This window comes from Sporolactobacillus sp. THM19-2, from assembly GCF_004153195.1.
Lineage (GTDB): Bacteria > Bacillota > Bacilli > Bacillales > Sporolactobacillaceae > Sporolactobacillus.
In genome coordinates this window covers 1-20,502 of the sequence record NZ_SEMC01000011.1, presented here as the reverse complement: position 1 = coordinate 20,502, position 20,502 = coordinate 1, and the positions used below count along the sequence as shown (strand labels likewise).

Genomic DNA, 20,502 nt, shown 5'->3' with positions numbered 1-20,502 from the left:
TGTAACCGGACCGGCTTATGCAGAAGCCTGTTCCTGTGAAGAAAACGGCGATCATCAACTCAGGCATGCCTTAAAGCTAAAAAATCCTCTCTCTTTTTACAGAGAAAGGATCTATTGCACTATCCGTTCAGATATTCAGGACCCAGAAGAAAATGATAAAGACAAAGAACAGCCCGTAAACGATCGGGTGTACTTCTTTTCCGCGGCCGGCGGCAATCATCGTGATTGGATAAACAATGAATCCGAGCGCGATACCGTCGGAAATGCTGTACGTCAGCGGCATGCCCAGTACGGTCAGGAAAGCCGGAACAGCAATTTCAAATTTATCCCACGGAATGCCCTTCAGCGCGGTGGCCATCAGCACGCCGACAATGATCAGCGCCGGGGCAGTGACCTGCGAGGTGACAACAGCCAGGAGCGGCGAGAACAGCAGGCCGAACAGGAAGAGAATCCCGGTGACGACCGCTGTAAAGCCGGAACGGCCGCCTACTGCAATTCCGGTTGATGACTCAACGTAAGCTGAAGTCGGTGAAGTCCCCAGTATAGAACCGGCAAGCATTGATGTCGAGTCGGCAAGCAGGGCCTGCCCGACGCGCGGCATTTTATTATTTTTAATAAATCCGGCCTGTTCCGCGAGCCCGATCAGTGTCCCTGCTGTATCGAAGAAGGTGACCAGAAGGAAAGTCAGAACAACGACAGCGAGCTGAAGCGTATTGATATCACCAATATGGGTAAGGGCAACACCAAAAGTCGGAGCGAGACTCGGTGCGGCCGAAACAATCGCGGAGGGCAGCGGAACCAGCTGGAAAATCATGCCGACAATTGCTGTCAGCACCATACCGATAAAAACCGATCCCGGTACCTTGCGAACCATCAGAATGATCGTTGCGATCAGTCCGAAAATCGTCAGCCAGGTTGTGCCGACGTTCAGTGGGCCGAAAGCGACAAGTGTCGACTTGTTAGCGACAATCAGTCCGCCTTGTTGAAGTCCGATAAAAGCTATAAAAAGCCCGATGCCGGCCGCCATCGCCAGCTTCAGGCTCTGCGGGATGGCATCGATGATCAGTTCCCGGATCTTAAAAATGGTAATCAGGAAGAAAATAACGGCAGCAATGAACACGCCGGCCAGCGCCGTCTGCCAGGGAATCTTCATGCCAATGACAACAGAAAAAGCGAAAAAGGCGTTAACCCCCATGCCCGGTGCAATCGCGATCGGATATTTAGCGACAAGCCCCATGATCAGACAGCCGAGGGCACTCGACAGGGCAGTTGCTGTGAATACGGCCCCTTTGTCCAGACCCGCGTTGGCAAGAACAACCGGGTTGACGAACAGTATGTAGGCCATGGAAATAAATGTCGTCAGTCCGGCCAGTGATTCACGTCCTGCTGATGTTTTCAGTTCGGAAAAATGGAAATAACGTGAAAGCCAGTTTTCGTTCACAATGATCCTCCTTTTGCAGCTGTTAGCGTCTGTCCTCTTAGAAACAGAAAGAAACCGGTACAAGCCGCCCGTTCAAGAATATCCCGGAGTTTATGAAAAGCCAATAAGAGCAGAAAAAGGCGGCCGGTACAGGATCTGAATGTCTTTTGAAGAGGTACAGACTCTTTTTTGCACGTTCATTATAACAGTGTGCAGACAGAGGAGTCAATCAAATAACGAACGTTTACAGTCCAGTTCAATTTGATTGTTCGTTCTTTACAGGACGCCGGCGCACAGCACCACTTACAGATTGGACCCCTTCTCCGCCTGCCATCTACTGACTTCCGGCTTCTGAACTCTGATTTTCTCTTTATGTGTCCATTTTTTTGCTGCCTCCTCCGTTTCCCAGGTGTCGTCCATTCCGTGAATCAGCCACTGTCTGGTCTCCGCCTCCCAGATCATCCGGAACACGACCCCGCGCTGATAGGAGTCATCATACATATGTGAATCCCCTTTTATCCAGTAGACATATTTATAGGAAACAACTGTTTCAATCGATGCATTCCATCTTCCGCCATACCGGGAAATCTCGATGGAATCAAGATTGACCGTCATACCAAGATAGGAAGATTCAATGGCTTCAAGGTGGCTTCTGATGGTCGCAAACTGGGCCATTCTGCTTTGTGATTGCTGCATTCTGAATGTTTCCGTCGCCGACGGCAGTTTATCCGGATGATAATCAGCAGTTTCCCATTCAGATACCTCAGCATTAAACTGATGAACGGAGGCCATTACCTGCTTCTGAAAAGTCGGATCAGAGCGGACCCACTGCGCCGTATCTGCCTGAACCGTCACTTCATCTCCCCAGAGCGCTATCTGTTCTTTTTTGACAAAAAGTCCAAGTTCATTCGTCAGAAATTTCTCAAGCCGGTATTTTCCGGGAAATACCGGCCCGAAACGATCCTTTTCTTCCGTCTGCGGAACGGATTTCCCCTCCAGTTTGAGTGACACCCTGTCCCCTTCCTGTTGCCCGGAAACCGTGATCATCTGAGGCTTGATTTTTACCCTGTACGTTGTAAAAAAGAACAGGAATTTATCGGAAGGGGTTAAAGTCAGGACCGCGTCCGAATCAAAGCTGCCTTCTCTGATCTCCTCTTTTAATGCATGCATTGCCTCTGTAAACACGTCTTTCTCCTCTTTCAGATAAAGAAGCAGTCCGCCGGCTGCTTTCTTGTCGAATGCCGTTTTTTTATCCGCGGAGATCATCAGGCCCTGCAGCTTCTCTGCCTTGTTTTCCCGTATGGCCTGTTCAAACCTTTCAAGCGTACGTTCCGGAGCAGACAGGTGCCATCCGGTGAGAAGAAACAGGACTGCAGCTATACTGACAAGCGTGCCGGCAATGATCCAATAGTTCCGAAGCATATTATCCCTCCCTTCAGGCATTCTATGCCGGGAACGTTTGTCCGCGGCATCGCCGTTTCATTTTTACTCAGATAAATCCCGTATATTTCTCCGGCGGGAAAAAGGACAAACCGGTTCATTCTATTTCATTTTCCCGACGCATAGAACCCCTTGTAGAAGTTTTATAGGGTTATTTATGAAACGGAATTGGAGGTTGATCACTATTAAGAACAAAGCCAGGTTATTGATTTTCAGTCTTGTCCTCGTACTCCTTGTCGCCGGATGCGGTAAGGATGAAAATGGAAAGGGAAGCTCCGATGTTGCATCCGTTAAAGTAAAAAACGGACTGTATATCACGCATGAAGGCCAGGAAAACACAAAAGAAAGTGCCCTTCTTGCACTCAATCTCACCGTCACCAACCACATGGGAGAAACACTGGAACTTTACCCCGGGGATTTTACGCTGTTTGATTCCGATGAGACGAAAGTACCGGCTGAGGAGACGATTTATGACGATTCAGGCAAATTCAAAGTGATGGACAGCGCCGATCTTCCAGACGGGAAGTCCGCCTCGGGATACATTGCATTCAGAATTGATAAAAGCAAATCCTATGAACTGCACTATCAGCCCTCTGTTTTCGATCCGGATAAAAAAGCCGAACCTGTTATTGTCAAAATCAGCGGCAAGGATTATAAAGATCAGCAAAAGGATATCCTCGATGCCGCCAGTGCCTACCTGAATGTCGTTTTCTTCGGAAAACAGGAGACAAACTACGCAAAGCTTGTCGCAAATGATGCGAAAAAAGAGGAGGAACAGATCAGGGACCTGTTTACGGAAAATGCAGATTTTGGCGAGGACATCTCACCATCAGAAACAGAGGCAGCCTGGCAGGCGTTTAAAAAAACAAACGGTGAAAAAGGGAAAATTGACTTGAATGTGCAGACGGCTTTCGCCGAAACGGCTGAGGTCGAAGTGACACCCACCGTGCTGAATTTTAATGATATGTACGATGCGGTTCAGGATCTCCGGGATCAGTTTATCGATGACAACCGGGGGAAATACCCGGATTATAATACGGCCCAAAAGGCATGGAATAAGTATCTGATCAAACATATCGCCGATGTTTTTAATAACTCCGATGTGAAAGAATCAGACGAAAGCTACCCGATCAAACTGATTAAGGATGGAACCAGGTGGCGTATAGATTCCGAAAAGCGAACGGAAAACTACGAATTTGAATCCCTCTCTGAAGTGATGACAGGGGGATATTAATGGGGAACGACCGGCTGCGGTTTTTATTGATTTTCACACTCAGACTTTATTGATCAGGATGACAGCATCCTGATTTCTTTTTTTAATTTATGTCTGAATTATCCCATAGAAAAGTGCATCATTAAGCCCCCGTTAACCGGCGTTTCCTTTTTCAGTTCAAGACGTCAGAAAAACTGAGCCTCTGACGCACCTCGGACTTGCCCGCCGGCAAGCCTTTTTTTATTAGATGACATGCAAAAGTGAGGGCATAGAGCGTAAAATTTCACTTCAATTCAAACCTGGCGGCGAAAACTCCGTCGGACATTTCTCTGATCACCCGGTACTTTCCCCGTGTCAGCGGATATTTGAGGGTTTTTTCTGAAAGGCTGATGTCTTCCTCTGCCATTTGACCCGGTTTCAGTAGCCTGGCTATCTCTATAAATGCCACATCGTCACGGAAAGGGATCTGAAACCACGTCCCCTCCTGATATTTTTCGATCTGATAACTCAGACCGTAACTGAGCGTCTTTCCGGTTCGGTTTACAAGGGTCACGGTAATCCTGTCTGTATGGACAGGATAGGTGCTTCTCCCCGTTTCCATGATGATATTCGGATTCTTATTCATCTGATCCTCAGAAAATCTCGATTTTGCAAGCGGCATCTCACGGGTGTCTGAACCCCGACTGAAATCAGAGTTGCAGCCGGCTACAAGAATCAGCGACAACGATACAAATACAAGCCACCGTATTTTTCTTCTGAACATGTCCTGGCCTCTTTTCGAATGACGTCTGTGACAGAAACATCAGGTAAAAACAGAACCGAAACTGGATAAATGGCGTTTTGACCAGCAGGAGAACGGCTTATGGGGCAGGATCATGTCCACGTTTTACAGGCTGCCTGTCCGCTTCTCCCACTGTTATTATTCATTATATTCAGGAGGTGAGTCAATTGACATGCAAACTCCAGATGGTGATGCGGGCTGTTAACGTACCGGGGCAAAGAATAAAAGGGGCAGGAATCCAATAACCGGCTCATCGCTCAGATTATTTTCTTCCTGCCCCTGACCATTCATTTTAGATCTTCATCATTCTTCACCAGTCCGTGCAGGCTCATCGTCAGCATGGCCAGCAGCTTATCGACATACGGCATGATCTCTTCAAAAGTAGCGCCCGGATGGGTTTTAAAATAGCCCAAAGTTTCTTTTGCATAATAGTCGTAATGAGATACAAGCACGGCTTTTAATACCTCTCTGTCGACACCTTCTTTGAGATCAAGTCGGTCAATGGTCTGCTCAACAAACGCCGGCGTGGTATCCATCAGTTCTCTGAACAACTTTTTCATTTTCACTGACAGGGTCTTTGGGGGTCTGATCAGTGCACTCAGAATGAACCGGTAAATATCCGGATAGGTTTTGTAAAAGCGGAATTCCGCCTCACAGATCTGCTTAATATCCGCAATGACGTGCTTCGTCAGATGCCAGTTTTCATAATCCAGTTCTTTCAGCGTAAATTTAAGCGCGTAATCCACACTGGCCTCAAAGAGCTTCTCCTTAGACTCAAAGTAATGAAAAATCAGTCCTTTGGAAACGCCGGCTGACCTGGCCATCTGATTGGTTGAAGCCTGATCGAAACCTTTGACAGCAAACTCATGAACAGCAGCCATTAAAATCGCTTTTTCTTTTGATTCATCCATTTAGGCTTTCAAATCCTTCCTCCTGTAAATCCAGTATGTCGCAAGGAAGCAGACGGCAAGCACAATCAGATCGGTAATCACATATTTCCATTCAATGCCGTGATTGAATACATTACTCGGAAGCGCGGTGTCCACCGGCGAGAAATAGACGAGGAACTCATAGTCAGCCTGGAGCCTGCCGACAATGCCGAGAATATAGGTTAAAAATACCAGTGCCAGCGAAATCGACGTCGTCGACTTACTCGATGCAAGCAGTGAAGAAATCAGGATGCCCACGCTGAGAAAAGTCAGGCCCATCACTTCCCCGGCAAACAGCAGAACGGAAAAGTCCTTAAACACTTCCGATGCCGAAGCACCTTCCTCAAGGAACAACAGGCAAATCAGAAAAGAGGCGACGACCGTGACCACCCAGTATAGTGTATAAACAAGCGCGTTCGCCAGAATTTTCGATGAGACAATAGACGCCCGGGATATCGGCTGCGCATACAGATAACCGATCGTTCCGTCCGATTCTTCCCTTGCCAGTGCGTTCGTACCCAGCATCGCGGCAAAAATAGCTGAAGCGATCAGGATATACTGAAAATAGTAACCGAAAAAGCCTTCCGCTGTCCCAAGAACCGCCATATCAGACAAATTGAAAGCTTCCAGCATCTCTTTCGGGAAAGCGCTCATATCAAATGAGGCCATGCTGTCACGCATCGAAGGAAAAAGTGCCATCATACCGAAGATCAGCGCAACAACCACAATCACCCAGATCAACAGACTTTTGATATGTGTTTTACTTTCGAGTCTGAAAAGTGTCATACACGTTCCGCCTCCTGATTTTCATACATAGACATAAATTGTTCTTCGAGATCGCGGTTGGTTACCGTTACATCATCGAGATTGACGGACAGCGCTGCCAGTGTGGCAAAAAGCCGGTCCAGCCCTTTCTCATAAACAAAATGCGCTTCGTGACCCTCTTTTTTAATCAGTTCAGCTCCGATCGCTTTCATCTCATCCACAGGCAGACGGTCCCCTTTCAGAGTAATGATCTTGATCTTCTTATTCATTTGTGTCAGGTCTTCAACCCCGATCAGATGTCCCGCCTTGATAAAAGCAATTTTGGTGCAATAATCCTCAACTTCTTTCAGGTTGTGGCTGGACAGAAAGACCGTCACACCTGCTTTCTGCTTTTCCTTCAGGAGTCGAAACAGTCTGGAATGGATCAGCGGATCAAGTCCATTCGTCGGTTCGTCCAGGATCAGCAATTCGGGATGATGAATCAGGGCACAGATCACAGCCACCTTCTTCTTATTGCCAAGCGAAAGTTCGCCGAATTTTTTATTCAGATCAACCTGAAACAGATCGCAGTAACGGTCGAGTTCCTGCCGGTCCTCTGCCAGGTGGTGGAAGTCGAGCGTATAGCGGATCAGGTCGTGCACCCTGAGCTGCGGATAAAATCGTACATCACTTGGTGCATAGCCAATCCGTTTTTTAACCAGACGGTTTGCGGCCGGCATCGGCTGCCCGAATACCCTGACACTGCCTTCACTTGTCTTGATGAAATTGAGGATCATGTTCATCGTTGTCGACTTCCCGGCACCATTTGGTCCGATAAATCCGAAAAATTCACCCTCATGAACCTGAAAGGATACATTTTTAACGGCAGCAAATTTTCCAAAATACTTACTGATATGATTCAGTTCAATGACCGATTTCATGATAACACCCCTTGTTGGAACGTGATTGACCACCTGGTCAAGACCAATATAGCATCTATTGACCGGATGGTCAACACAGGATGAAATAAATTCTTTGTCAGATCTTTTCACAAACCAGCCATAACAATTTTCAGGAAGTGATATACTTTTTTACTAAAAGCAGACACTGGAGGCAAAAAAAATGGCCTATTCTTCAGTAACAGAACTTATCCTGGAAGCAAAAGAAAAGAAACATCTGAGCTTCGCGCAGATTGCGGAAACGGCCGGCTGTTCGGAGGTCTTTTGCACTGCCGCTATTTACGGTCAGCAAACGCTGAACCCCGAGCAGGCAAAAGCGGTTACCGATCTGCTGGATCTGCCGGAAGAAGCTGAGCGGGATTTAAAGTCCATACCTTATCGTGGCATGAATTTTTCTTCCCCTCCGACCGACCCGACCATTTACCGGCTGTATGAAATTGTTCTCGTTTATGGTGATGCCATCAAAGCGCTGATTCACGAAAAGTTTGGTGACGGAATCATGAGCGCCATTGATTTCAAAATGGATCTGGACAAAAAAGAAGATCCGCATGGCGATCGCGTGGTGATTACGTTAAATGGTAAATTCCTGAAGTATAAAACATTCTGATTGTCCCCCATTCATATTCCTCTGATCAGGCGGCATACTAATCCTGACTGAAAGGAGGCAATATCAATGGCAAAACCGGATGATCGTTCGGATAATATGGAAAAGATCGAAAAAAACATCGGCCATACATTGAAAAACATGGATGAAGCGGATGATTACCTGAAGGCGCACGGCTCACAGATGAGTGAAGCAGAAAAGCGGCAGATCATGGAGAAAAATGAACGCCGCGAACAAAGTATCGAAGGTTTACGTGAAGAAATCAGGGATGAAGCTGCCTACAGCAAGACAGGCAAATAAGAATGTAGCGTCGCCATGAAGGCGGCGCTATTTTACATCCATCGGTCGGGCGGAGTTATGAAAAAAAATCCGGATCTTCAGAAGCTAAATAAACCGCGCCATCATATATTCATCCACGTATGCATCGCCTTCTCTCATGGCTTCCCTGTCTTCTCCATAGATTTCAAATCCCATATTTTTATAGGCCTGGATGGCCCTTTCATTGGCGGCCATCACGTAGAGGTAGAATTTTTTTACGATGCCTTCTTCACGGGCAATTTCCATTAATTTTTCGATCATCTTCCGGGAGATCCCCATTCTTCGGTAATCGGGTGTGACATAGACTGCTTCGAGGGTTGCCCTGTGCTGCATTTTAGGCAATGTTTCCTTAACCAGCGTCACGACTCCGACCAGCTGGTCTGCATCGAACGCCCCGACCGTGATCGCATGTCCTCGGGAAAGCCGCCCGGCATAATCGGCTACAGATAAATCCTTCTCAATCGCATATTCCGATGCAAAAGCCTTCGGATTCTTCAGCAGGGCTTCCAGCCTCAGTTTCCGGTAAATCGCCGCATCTTTTTCTGTCAGTTCTTCATATCGTATCACTGTGCATTCCCCCTGATGGATGTTTGTTCCTTTGGTAAGATAGATCTATTATGTGCCGATCACTGCCATCTTATTGTTGCCCTTAACACGTTATATGGATTGTTCTGAGAAATTGACCTGATCGGTTTTTACGACAAAAAGAATCCGTCCCTCTGCTGAAGAGACGAATTCCATACGATTTGAAAATGATCGTTATTTTCTTTTCATACGCCGGAGCAGATCCGCCAGAAAGCGGCACCCAAAGCGTCGTGACACCCGAAAAGGAGCTGAAAATAATTATAGCGTATATTATTGAGAAAACTGCGCCCGAATGGCCCCGCATAAACGTGTGTCCGTCCAATCCATCAATGTGTGATAATGCCCATTCTACTGGATCCTGAACCAGGGGTCAATACCGGCTGAAATCGTCATGCATCTGGTCGCATCTTTTACCGGAGGGTTGAAAAACCCTGCCCTGCCCGGCTGATGGATTCGTCCGACATGCCGGCCGTGTGCCGGAATCGCACCCTGTCTGCCGAAATGAGCGGACCATTCCGCCTGATTACAGGGGATTTTTCCGCTTATTTAATGTTGAGGACCTGCGCCGTGGAGGCATGAATTTCATCCAGAAGTGCCGGATGTTCAGCCAGAGACAACCCGTAAGAAGGAATCATTTCCTTAATTTTCGGTGTCCACTCCGCCATCTTCTGCGAAAAACACCGGTTCAGGACATCCAACATCACGTAAACGGCAGTTGATGCGCCGGGTGAAGCGCCAAGCAATGCGGCAATCGAGCCGTCTGAGCCCGTCACGACTTCTGTGCCGAATTGAAGGGTTCCTTTGCCTCCGGAAGCGGTGTCTTTGATCACCTGTACACGTTGTCCGGCCGTCACCAGATTCCAGTCCGCGCCGTTTGCCGCCGGAATAAACTCACGCAGGGCATCCACCCGTTTCTCCTGCGATAAAAGCAGCTGCTGGATCAGATACCGGGTCAGTTTTCTCTGTTTGACCCCCGCAGCCAGCATCGTCAGTACATTATCCGGCCTGACAGAACGGAGGAGATCACAATTTGATCCGGATTTCAGAAATTTCGGTGAGAATCCGGCAAAAGGTCCGAACAGAAGGGTCTGTTTACCGGCAATATACCGGGTATCCAGATGGGGCACCGACATGGGGGGAGCACCGATTTTCGCCTTCCCGTACACTTTCGCATGATGCTGAGCGATGACCTGCGGATTTTTACATACCATAAACAGTCCGCTGACCGGAAATCCACCGATGTGTCTGGATTCGGGAATGCCTGTTTTCTGCAAGAGAGGCAGGCTCCCGCCACCGCCACCGATAAAGACGAATTTCGCTGTATGGACTTCATTATACCCACTGGCCAGATCGCGCACCCTGACTTTCCACTGTCCGCCCGAACGCTGGATGTTTTCAACGCGATGCCTGTAACTGACTTCGACGTTCTCTTTTTCCAGATGATCAATCAGCATGCGTGTCAGCGCTCCAAAATTCACATCCGTGCCTGATTCCATTTTCGTTGCTGCTACCGGTTCCCGTGATGACCGTCCGTTCATAATCAATGGAATCCATTCTTCCAGCTGAGCCGGATCTTCGGAAAACGCCATTCCCTTAAAAAGGGGATGACCGGAGAGCGCCTGAAATCTTTTTTTCAAAAAAGAAACATTTTGCTGTCCTGTAACAAAACTCATATGAGGGATCGGACGAATAAAGTTCTGTGGATGCCGTAACAAATCGTTTCTGACGAGATAAGACCAGAATTGTCTTGAAAGTTGAAACCGCTCATTAATCGTGATCGCTTTACGAATATCGACCGAACCATCCGGTTTCTCAGGTGTATAGTTCAGTTCACACAAAGCGGAGTGCCCGGTACCGGCATTATTCCACTCATTAGAACTTTCCTGACCTGCTTTGTCAAGTTTCTCAAATACTTTGATATTCCAATCGGGTGATAGCGCTTTCAACAATGATCCCAAAGTGGCACTCATAATTCCTGCGCCGATTAAGATGACGTCTGTTTTCTTCTGAATACTCATGATCTCTTTCCTCATCCCCTGTTTTTTCATTAGATGCTGCTGTCCCTGCATCAAAAAGGCGAAACTCAAAATGTACTATTTCTGTCACAATGTTAAGTCTATAATAATCGAAAATCAGCCGATAATAAAGCGGGAAGGTAATTGCCCGCAATGAATAGCCTCATTCCCGTCTATGGGACTGTCCAACTTTCATTCTGAATGGAAGGACGTGTCCCCCAGATCTGTCTTAAATATTATGTTAAAACGAGACCGTTTATTATGAGGGAAGCGAAAACATATATATAAGGTCATTCCAGTATAAAGTCAGATCTGACCTGCCTGATAGTCGTTCGATTTGTGGAAGGAGGATGGATATGCGCACAGATCAAAAAGCAAGTCATGATGAGCAAATCAGCATCCAGAGAGCCCAGACGAAAGATGTGTTTGGCCTTCTGGGAACCCGTTCCGACGGGCGTCGCGCGGATGAACTGGAAGGATTAAGAAGCAAATACGGCACCAATAAAATCACAGAGACAAAAAAAGAATCGACTTTTATTAAATTTGTGAAAAATTTCATAAGTTTAATGGCCATTCTGCTGTGGGTTGGCGGTGCCGTCGCCTTCTTCGCCGGAACGCCTGAGCTGGGGTTTGCCATATGGCTCGTCAATATCATCAACGGCCTTTTCAGCTTCTTTCAGGAAAACAAGGCCAGCAAAGCCACAGAGGCACTGAAAAACATGCTGCCCTCTTACACCAGAGTCATCCGTGACGGCCAGGAGCAGAAGATTCTTGCAGAAGAACTGGTGCCGGGTGATATCATGCTGGTGGAAGAAGGCGATCGCATCTCAGCTGATGCACGTCTGGTGGCTTCTACCGATTTACAGATTAATCAGGCCGCACTGACCGGGGAATCGAATCCGGTGAGAAAAAATGCGGAACCGGTCAGTGATCCGGATGTCTCCCGACTTGAATTTAAAGATATGATCTTTACCGGTACCACCGTATCGAGCGGAAGCGGTAAAGCTGTTGTGACCAAAATTGGCATGGCGACCGAATTCGGTAAAATTGCCGGGCTCACCCAATCAATGGATGAAGACATGAGCCCGATGCAAAAAGAACTGAACAAATTGACCCGGCAAATCTCCGTCATCGCCATTTCAATCGGCATCTTCTTCTTTATCGCAGCTGTCCTGTTTGTTGATGAACCGATGGCACAGGCCTTCATCTTTTCACTGGGGATGATTGTCGCCTTTATTCCTGAAGGGCTGCTGCCGACCGTAACGCTTTCCCTGGCCATGGGCGTTCAGCGGATGGCAAAAGAGCACGCCCTGGTCAAGAAGCTGTCCTCTGTGGAAACGCTTGGCTCGACATCTGTGATCTGTTCGGACAAGACAGGTACATTAACGCAGAACGAAATGACGGTGAATGATATCTGGCTGCCCGGTCAGGAATTGAAGGTCACCGGCTCCGGATACGCCCCGAAAGGATCGGTACTTGATCAGGGCCGGAAGGTTTCCGCAAATGAAAACTTCGATCTGAAACTACTCTTATCAGCCGCATCACTTTGCAGTAATGCCCGGATACTCCCGCCCGATAAGCAGCATACGCGTTACACCGTCCTGGGGGATCCGACAGAAGCCTGTCTGGGCGTGGCCGCACAAAAGGCCGGACTCACTCTGAAGGATATTGAGACTGAGGCTCCGCGAATCAGGGAACTTCCTTTTGATTCGACCCGTAAGCGGATGACGACGATCCATCAGTTAAAATCACCACTGGACGGCTCCAGTCGTATCGCCTGCGTGAAAGGAGCTCCTAAGGAAACTGTGGAATCCTGCAGTCAGATACGCGTCCACGGCAAGGTTCGCTCTATAACAGATGACGACCGTCAGAAGATCATGGCGGCAAATGATCGATATGCCCGCAATGGACTGCGGGTCCTGGCTGTGGCATACCGGGGACTGGACCACGCAGAAGGTCTTCCTGCAGCCCTGAGCGCATACACACCTGAACTGATTGAAAAGCAAATGACATTTACAGGCCTCGTCGTGATGGTCGATCCGCCACGGGTTGAAGTCGCTGCAGCGGTTAAAAAATGTCACGAAGCCAGCATCCGTATCATCATGATTACAGGCGATTATGGACTGACGGCAGAAAGCATCGCCAGGCGGATCGGGATTGTCCAGGGAGATCACCCGAGAGTGGTAACGGGTATCGAACTCGGAAAAATGTCTGATGAGCAGCTGAAAGACGCACTGTCAGATGAAGTGATTTTTGCCCGCGTGGCTCCGGAACAGAAATATCGTGTCGTCACAAATCTTCAGGAAATGAATAATGTTGTTGCGGTAACCGGAGATGGAGTCAATGATGCACCTGCATTGAAAAAGGCCGACATTGGCGTAGCAATGGGGATGACCGGAACCGATGTTGCCAAAGAATCAGCAGATATGATTCTGACAGATGATAATTTTGCTTCCATTGTCCACGCCGTTGAGGAAGGACGGGCGGTCTTCAACAACATCCGGAAGTTCCTCCTGTATATCTTCAACAGTAACACGTCTGAAGCCGTTCCTTCGGCTGCTTTCCTGTTCTCACGGGGAGGCATCCCCCTGCCCCTGACTGTCATGCAGATTTTATCCATCGACCTTGGAACAGATATGGTACCAGCTCTGGGTCTTGGAACTGAATTACCTGAGAAGGGCATTATGAATCGTCCCCCTCGAAAGATGAACGATTCACTGCTGAACAGGCGCATTCTGGTCAAAGCCTTCCTGTGGTATGGAATGATTGAAGCGATCATTGCCATGGCCGCCTATTTCTTCGTCAACCTGATGCACAGCGGCTCATTATTCCAGTTAGCAGATTCCGGGCAGATCTATCGCGAGGCAACAACAATGACGCTTGGCGCGATTATTTTCTGCCAGATCGGTGCGGTCATCAACTGCAGAACCGAATCTCAGTCTATTTTTTCATTAAACCCGTTCGGTAACCGGCTGATCAATATCGGGATTGTGACTGAAATCGTTCTATTGTGTCTTTTATCGTACGTTCCCTTTTTACACGGGTTATTTAATACGGCTCCGCTCAGTTGGGCAGACTGGCTGTTCCTGATTCTCTGTCCGATTCCTGTTGTGGCACTGGAAGAAGCCCGCAAGGCATGGATTCGAAGAAAAGATTTAAGGAGGTCATCTGAATGAAGATCATCATTGCCGGATGCGGCCGGCTTGGTTCCGGACTGGCACTTGAATTATCCCGTCAGGGGGAGAATGTCACTGTAATCAGCTCAAACGCTGAGCTGTTCAAACCACTGGCAAAAGATTTTTCCGGAAAAACGATTGAAGGGGTGGAATATGATAAAGACACACTGGAGAAGGCCGGAATTCAGCGTACCGACAGCCTGATTTCCTGTACCAGAAGCGATGAAGTCAATGCCCTGGTCGCCAGAATTGCCCGTAATCACTACCGGGTGCCCAAAGTGATTGCACAGCTGAACGACAGCCGGAAGAAGGAGATCTTTAATTCTTTAGGGATCCAGGTGATTACAACGGTTCAGTGGGGGATTGCCCGGACCAAAGAACTGCTCACCTTTAATCGTGTGGAACGTGTCATGAGCATCGGCAATACCCCTGTAGAAATCATCCGCGTCGTGATCCCCGCGCTGCTTTCGGGTCACACCATCAGAGAAGCCTTTCCTGTGAATGAAGCAGGACTCGTCGCCGTTAACCGGGGAAATCATTCCTTTATTCCTGCTCCTGACACAAAATTACAAAATCGGGATATTGTCTATCTATCCGTGTTAGCTGATTCGATGGATGAAATCAGCCGCATTCTGGATCTATAAGGAGGGAATCTGAATGAAAATTATCGTAATAGGCGGCGGGCAGATTGGTTCCTACGTTGCCCGGATGATGTTAGCGTCAGGAAACGATGTGAAAATAATCGAGCACAGAGAAAAGCTGATCAAAGATATCCGACATCATTTCCCGGATGATTTGATTATTGAGGGCGATGAAGCAAGCCCGAAAGTGCTGGAGAAGGCCGGAATCAGCGAAGCAGATGTTCTGGCCGCCGTAACAGATGCCGATGAGATCAATCTGGTGGCGTCGACCATTGCGAAGTTTGAATTCCAGACAGATCGCGTCATCGCCTGTGTCAATAATCCGAAAAACGACTGGCTTTTTACAGCGGAAATGGGCGTCGACGTCAAGATCAGTCAGGCTAACCTCCTGGCCCGCGTCATTGCGGATCAGATTGATATGGATAATATGGTCACGCTGATGCGGTTAAATCATGGTGACAATTCAATTGTCGAAGTAACAGTCCATGGCGGCGCCAAAGCAGACGGCTTTGCCCTGAAAGATATTCCGATTCCGAATGAAACCGTACTCATCGCCATTCAGAGAGGAAACAAAAATATTGTTGCCCGGGGAAATACAGTACTGAAAGCAGGCGACCACATTCTGGCTTATACGAAAACAGATGATCAAGGCGTTTTATTTGAGTTAATGCGCTGACAGGGAAAATCATAGGACACAAAAAACTGCTCTTCCTCAGGAGAGCAGTTTTTTTAGTGTATATTTTTATCCCGCATTAACGCCCGATGGGTTCAACGAACAATCCGTGGGGGATGAAGTAACCCCCCACGGATTGACGTTTCACTTTATCTTCAGACTTCTGTGCCGACTCCTTCGTACGCATTTGTCAGAAGCTGTTTCAGCTCACTGATCAGGGGTTCTTTAGGGTTGGTCGAGGTGCACTGATCTTCATAAGCGAGTTCAGCGAGCTTGTCCACGGTTGCGTCAAAGTGCTCTTTATCCACCCGATTATCTTTCAGATTAAGTGTGACATGGACATCATGGGCCAGTTTAATAAATTCCTGAACAAAACTTTCAACCAGCTCTTCTGTCGTGCTTCCTTTAAATCCAAGGAACCGGGCGATTGTTGCATAATCCTCATCCGCTCTGAAATGATTATATTTTGGCCAGATGGCAAGCTTCGTCGGCATCTTCGCATTGTAGCGAACGACCTGCGGGAACATAATCGAAATCGCAAGGCCGTGCGGCAGACCGAACTCACCGCCCAGCTTATGGGCGAGCGAATGGTTAATCCCCAGAAAGGCATTGGCAAAAGCCATGCCGGCAATCGTTGAGGCATTATGCATGGCCTCCCGTGCATTCTGATCACCGGCATAAGAAGCGCGCAGGTTCTCGAACACCAGCTTGATTGCCTGAAGCGACCAGCCGCGTGTATAATCCGAGGCGTAGACGGATACATAAGCTTCCACCGCATGCGTCATCACATCCAGCCCTGTCCAGGCAACCGTCCGTTTCGGCAGAGTCTCAACAAACTGCGGATCGATGATGGCGACGTCAGGCTGCAGCGCATAGTCTGTAATCGGATATTTGACATGCGTTTTCGCATCCGTGATCACGGCATAGGGTGTTACTTCCGAACCTGTGCCGGATGTCGTCGGGATACCAATATATTTTACTTTTTTCAGTTCCGGCACTTTATAGGTCCGCTTACGGATGTCATGGAATTTCTGTTTGGCGGCGGTAAATAAGACATCCGGACGTTCGTAAAACAGCCACATCCCTTTTGCTGCATCCATCGCGGAACCACCGCCTAAGGCGATAATCGTATCAGGATGGAATTGTTTCATGCTGTCCACGCCGTGATAGACCGTATCCGTCGTCGGGTCCGGTTCAACCTGAGAGAATACTTCAATCGATGGTGCTTCTCTGCGCCGGTTCAGCATGTCAACGACGCGATCGGCATAACCGAACTTGACCATGCCGGGATCGCAGACCAGAAAGACACGATGGATACCGGGCATCTGTTTCAGATAGCGCAGCGCGTTCCGTTCAAAATAAATTTTTGGTGGCAGTTTAACCCACTGCATATTATTGCGCCGTTTGGCAACAACCTTAATATTGAGCAGATCGAAGTCAGACACGTTGTGCGAAATCGAGTTATGCCCGTAAGAGCCTGTACCCAGGGTCAGCGACGGAACCATGTTATTATACATGTTGCCCAGGCCGCCGAGAGCTGAAGGAGAATTGACGATAATTCGGCAGGCCTTCATTTCATCGCCAAACCGTTTAACCAGTGCCTGATCCTTCGTATGAATCGCCGCCGTATGACCGGCACCACCAAAGTCCAGTAATTGTTCGGTGATCTTAAGTCCCTCTTCATGATCCTTTACCTTGTACATGGAGAGCACAGGGGACAGCTTCTCACGCGACAGCGGATAGTCCGGACCCACGCCATCGATCTCAGCAATCAGTACCCGGGTTTCCTTCGGTACGCTGATCCCGGCTAATCTGGCAATCTCATAAGCGGATTTCCCGGCAATCGGCCCGCGGACGCTCCCGCGCTTTGGATCCATCATGGCGTCGCCAAGCGCGTCGTTATCCCTCTTATTAATGACGACGCTGCCCAGCCGTTTAAACTCATCCTTAACCGTCTCATAAATCGCCTCGTCGACAATCACACTGTTTTCTGAGGCACAGATCATACCGTTATCGAACGTTTTGGAAAGGGTAATGTCATTGACCGCCTGTTTGATGTCTGCCGTCTTTTCAATATAAGCGGGACCATTCCCGGGGCCGACACCGAGCGCCGGCTTACCGGTGGAATATGCGGCCTTAACCATGCCTGGGCCACCGGTTGCCAGTACGGTCGCGACGCCTGGATGATTCATCAGCGCGCCAGTTGCCTGAATGCTTGGCTTTTCAATCCACTGAATGCAGTTTCGCGGCGCACCGGCTTTCACTGCCGCTTCGGCAATAATTCTGGCCGTTTCCACACAGGATTTCTGCGCCTGCGGGTGGAACCCGAAGATGATCGTATTACGTGTTTTCAGTGCAATCAGAGACTTGAAGACCACCGTTGATGTCGGGTTGGTTACCGGCGTGACCCCGGCAATGACGCCCACAGGTTCAGCAATCTTAACGATCTGTTCCTGATCATCTTCTTCAATGATCCCAACCGTTTTATCGTGGCGGATCTTGTTCCAGATGTATTCGCTTGCATAAATGTTTTTGACAGCCTTATCCTCAACGACCCCGCGTCCGGTTTCCTCTACGGCCATCTTCGCCAGTTTCATGTGATTGTCCAGTGCGGCAATCGCTATCGCTTCACAGATTTTATCCACCTGACCCTGGTTAAAATGTTCCAATGTATCCAGAGCTTTTGTTGATTTCTGAACCAGACTGTCAATATATTTCTTAATGGATTCCAGATCTGCCTCCGGGCGGCTTGGTCGACCTGCAGCTTTCTGTTCCAGACTTTTCTCTTTGTCGTTTTGTTTAACCGTCTTTAACATAATCAGCATCTCCTTTGTGAACTTTTTCACAAGAAACTGTTAACAATAAGAGCTCCAAAAATGAAAGCTCCTTCTGTAAACGGTTTCTCTATGCTCCAAGCATAATATCAAAGTAGCATAAAGTCAATATGATTTTTGAAATTTTTTTCTCGGCTCATAAATTTTTTTGAAACTCGCCGATCATGCAGCTCATGCTGACAGAGTGCTTAGATCATTTCAGTTATTTCTCTGCCTGACGTTACTGATAATCAATCGGCTGGCGGGTAAAGCGGGAATCCTCGACAGACTGATGCTCAAATCCTGAACGGGTACATGATACATGATTTGATTTGCCAGAAAATCCAGACTCGCCTCCATGACTTTAAGGGTTAACCATTCTCCAGCGCAGCGATGCCCATGATCTCTGTCTCCTCCCCCCTGAGGAATGAAGTCAAATAGACCGCCCGCCCAGTGATGAAAACGATCCGGCCGAAACTCATCCGGCCGATCCCAGAGGCGGGGATCATGATGGGTCCCATATACATCGAGCAGGACCAGTGTGCCCCGCTTGAATGGATACTGCTTCCAGGCGAATTCCCGGCGCACCCGGGCACCCACAAAGGGAGTAAAAGGATAGTAGCGGCGCACTTCCTGGACAAATGGCCGGACGTCCCCTTTCCCGGACTGTAGTTTGTCCATACATTCCGGATGTTCATGAAGCGCATGGGCACCAAAGGTAATATAGGTCGCAATCGCAACAATCGGCCTTACTATATTCAGCAGTTCTACTGCTGCAATTTGCGTGTCAAGAAGTCTGCCATTTGGCTCGCGATACCAGGCCATAGCGTATGCGGCTGAATCTTCCGGGGGATCCATCTCTCCCTTTCGAACGTGTTCAATGATTTGTCCTGCCCATTGTTCAGATCTTACCCGGGCACTTCTTCCCTGCCAGTGCCTCGGTCCCATTGCGCCAAAAGCGTCCACCATCTTGCCAAGATCGTTCGCTCTGTTTTTCACTTCCTGGTCGATGATTGAGACGCCTGCCCACTCGCAGGCGATTTTACACAACATTTCCTGCACTTCATCGAAGAGGACAACCCGATCCTTTTGCATCCACTTTTTACTCGTTTCCCGCCATTGTATTTTTGTCAGATCGGCAATCACCTGCAGACGTTCAGGACTCATCAGCTTCATAAACATTTGTTTGCGGTGCCTGTGCCGGGCGCCATCCAGTCCCTGAACGCCGTTCTGTCCAAATAGTGTTTTCTGGACTCTTTTTGGTGCCGCTCCCCTGCGAACAAACCGCCCTTCATCATAAAAGAGTTCTGCCGCTTCAGGTCCGGTCATGCAAATCACATTCTGAGCGAGAAGACGGGTTTGGAAAATATCAGTTTGCAACTGACGGCATCTGTTTCGGATAAACACATACCCTTCCCTTAACAAAGCCAGACTATTATCCAGCCCATCATCACGGGGGATTTCTGTTTCTGTAGTCATGCAGCCTGTCTCCTTTGCCTTCAACTGGTTAAACATTATCTGTATTAACCTAGATGAAAGATTTTATTCGTGAACCTCACACGACTAAAGTCGTGTGCTTCTAACTTCTCAATTAGAATTTCCTATGAACAATCTGTTTGCTTATCTGGATAAAGCGATAAGTAGAGGCAGATTTATTTTAATAGGCTAACTCCGTCGTCCCAACGGTTGTTTTTGTTTATACAGTCTGTAACTGTCTTATTCCTTCATTAAGAATGTTCTTAGCCGCATTAATATCTCTATCGTGATGAGTTCCGCAGTTGTCACAATTCCATTCACGAATATCCAGTGTCTTTTTACCTGATCGACATCCACATTTAGAACAAATTTGACTGGAAGGGAAGAAGCGATTAATCTTGACTAGTTTCTTCCCATACCATTCACATTTATACTGCAACTGTCGTGTGAACTCATACCACGATACATCAGCGATTGATTCAGCTAATTTATGATTCTTCATTAATCCTTTTACATTTAAGTTTTCAACACAAATAATATCTTGGCTTTCGACAATTTGCTTTGATAACTTATGTAAATAATCATTTTGCTTCTTCGCTGATTAAAATGAATGAACCTGGAAATACTGGAAACTACCTAATTAAAAACGACAGGTGGTTTTCAAATGTTAGTAGAATTCAATGACCTGGAAAACTTATTCCATATTACAGAACCC

General features: G+C 47.9%; 16 protein-coding genes and 1 pseudogene. 6 read left to right on the top strand and 11 right to left on the bottom strand.

Annotation, left to right across the window (positions count from 1 at the left end; translation table 11 throughout):
• Positions 1-127: 127 nt before the first annotated feature.
• Together EWH91_RS09245 and EWH91_RS09240 are read right to left on the bottom strand one after the other, a co-directional pair.
• On the bottom strand, positions 128-1,441 hold the full coding sequence (locus EWH91_RS09245) for an NCS2 family permease (RefSeq protein WP_129929762.1): 1,314 nt from the start codon (positions 1,439-1,441) through the stop codon (positions 128-130).
• Positions 1,442-1,723: 282 nt separating this feature from the next.
• Entirely contained in the window at positions 1,724-2,842 is a 1,119-nt protein-coding gene (locus EWH91_RS09240; RefSeq protein ID WP_129929761.1) for a TcaA second domain-containing protein, read from the bottom strand.
• 175 nt (positions 2,843-3,017) lie between these two features.
• Here EWH91_RS09240 and EWH91_RS09235 point away from each other — a divergent pair, with 175 nt between their 5' ends.
• Entirely contained in the window at positions 3,018-4,094 is a 1,077-nt protein-coding gene (locus EWH91_RS09235) for a DUF5105 domain-containing protein (RefSeq protein ID WP_129929760.1), read from the top strand.
• Positions 4,095-4,356: 262 nt separating this feature from the next.
• Here the strand turns inward: EWH91_RS09235 and EWH91_RS09230 are convergent, their stop codons facing one another.
• The 4 genes from EWH91_RS09230 to EWH91_RS09215 all read right to left on the bottom strand — a co-directional run bounded on the left by EWH91_RS09230 (position 4,357) and on the right by EWH91_RS09215 (position 7,468).
• The gene (locus EWH91_RS09230) at positions 4,357-4,836 is read right to left on the bottom strand and encodes an immunoglobulin-like domain-containing protein (RefSeq protein WP_129929759.1); all 480 of its coding nucleotides are present in this window, start codon (positions 4,834-4,836) and stop codon (positions 4,357-4,359) included.
• A gap of 305 nt (positions 4,837-5,141) precedes the next feature.
• The gene (locus tag EWH91_RS09225) at positions 5,142-5,765 is read right to left on the bottom strand and encodes a TetR/AcrR family transcriptional regulator (protein WP_129929758.1); all 624 of its coding nucleotides are present in this window, start codon (positions 5,763-5,765) and stop codon (positions 5,142-5,144) included.
• On the bottom strand, positions 5,766-6,569 hold the full coding sequence (locus EWH91_RS09220; RefSeq protein WP_129929757.1) for an ABC transporter permease subunit: 804 nt from the start codon (positions 6,567-6,569) through the stop codon (positions 5,766-5,768).
• Entirely contained in the window at positions 6,566-7,468 is a 903-nt protein-coding gene (locus tag EWH91_RS09215; RefSeq protein WP_129929756.1) for an ABC transporter ATP-binding protein, read from the bottom strand. Before EWH91_RS09215 ends, EWH91_RS09220 begins: the two co-directional genes overlap by 4 nt.
• Positions 7,469-7,649: 181 nt before the next feature.
• On the opposite strand from EWH91_RS09215, the gene cynS reads away from it, so the two are divergent.
• Both cynS and tlp read left to right on the top strand, forming a co-directional pair.
• Positions 7,650-8,093, top strand: a complete 444-nt coding sequence (cynS, locus tag EWH91_RS09210) for a cyanase (protein ID WP_129929755.1) — start codon at positions 7,650-7,652, stop codon at positions 8,091-8,093.
• Positions 8,094-8,159: 66 nt separating this feature from the next.
• Positions 8,160-8,390, top strand: a complete 231-nt coding sequence (gene tlp / locus EWH91_RS09205) for a small acid-soluble spore protein Tlp (protein ID WP_129929754.1) — start codon at positions 8,160-8,162, stop codon at positions 8,388-8,390.
• A gap of 84 nt (positions 8,391-8,474) precedes the next feature.
• Here tlp and EWH91_RS09200 read toward each other — a convergent pair whose 3' ends face one another.
• Together EWH91_RS09200 and EWH91_RS09195 are read right to left on the bottom strand one after the other, a co-directional pair.
• Positions 8,475-8,975: a GNAT family N-acetyltransferase gene (locus EWH91_RS09200; protein ID WP_165364290.1), complete on the bottom strand. Its 501-nt coding sequence runs from the start codon at positions 8,973-8,975 to the stop codon at positions 8,475-8,477.
• Between the two features lie 560 nt (positions 8,976-9,535).
• Positions 9,536-11,026 carry a malate:quinone oxidoreductase gene (locus EWH91_RS09195; RefSeq protein ID WP_129929806.1) on the bottom strand — a complete coding sequence of 497 codons (1,491 nt, stop codon included), beginning with the start codon at positions 11,024-11,026 and terminating at the stop codon, positions 9,536-9,538.
• 338 nt (positions 11,027-11,364) lie between these two features.
• Here EWH91_RS09195 and EWH91_RS14865 point away from each other — a divergent pair, with 338 nt between their 5' ends.
• The 3 genes from EWH91_RS14865 to EWH91_RS09180 are packed head-to-tail and all read left to right on the top strand — an operon-like array spanning position 11,365 to position 15,501.
• Positions 11,365-14,184 carry a cation-translocating P-type ATPase gene (locus tag EWH91_RS14865; RefSeq protein ID WP_129929752.1) on the top strand — a complete coding sequence of 940 codons (2,820 nt, stop codon included), beginning with the start codon at positions 11,365-11,367 and terminating at the stop codon, positions 14,182-14,184.
• Positions 14,181-14,828 carry a potassium channel family protein gene (locus EWH91_RS09185; protein ID WP_129929751.1) on the top strand — a complete coding sequence of 216 codons (648 nt, stop codon included), beginning with the start codon at positions 14,181-14,183 and terminating at the stop codon, positions 14,826-14,828. Before EWH91_RS14865 ends, EWH91_RS09185 begins: the two co-directional genes overlap by 4 nt.
• A 13-nt stretch (positions 14,829-14,841) precedes the next feature.
• On the top strand, positions 14,842-15,501 hold the full coding sequence (locus EWH91_RS09180) for a potassium channel family protein (protein ID WP_129929750.1): 660 nt from the start codon (positions 14,842-14,844) through the stop codon (positions 15,499-15,501).
• A gap of 152 nt (positions 15,502-15,653) precedes the next feature.
• On the opposite strand, the gene adhE is transcribed toward EWH91_RS09180, so the two are convergent.
• The 3 genes and pseudogenes from adhE to EWH91_RS09165 form a co-directional block, all read right to left on the bottom strand.
• Positions 15,654-18,314, bottom strand: coding sequence for a bifunctional acetaldehyde-CoA/alcohol dehydrogenase (gene adhE / locus EWH91_RS09175; protein WP_129929749.1), 2,661 nt, complete (start codon positions 18,312-18,314; stop codon positions 15,654-15,656).
• A gap of 216 nt (positions 18,315-18,530) precedes the next feature.
• Positions 18,531-19,790: a CYP152 family fatty-acid peroxygenase CypC gene (gene cypC, locus EWH91_RS09170; protein ID WP_129929748.1), complete on the bottom strand. Its 1,260-nt coding sequence runs from the start codon at positions 19,788-19,790 to the stop codon at positions 18,531-18,533.
• Between the two features lie 217 nt (positions 19,791-20,007).
• Positions 20,008-20,373 (bottom strand): annotated as a pseudogene (locus EWH91_RS09165) (RNA-guided endonuclease TnpB family protein); the annotation flags it as partial.
• Positions 20,374-20,502 lie beyond the last annotated feature (129 nt).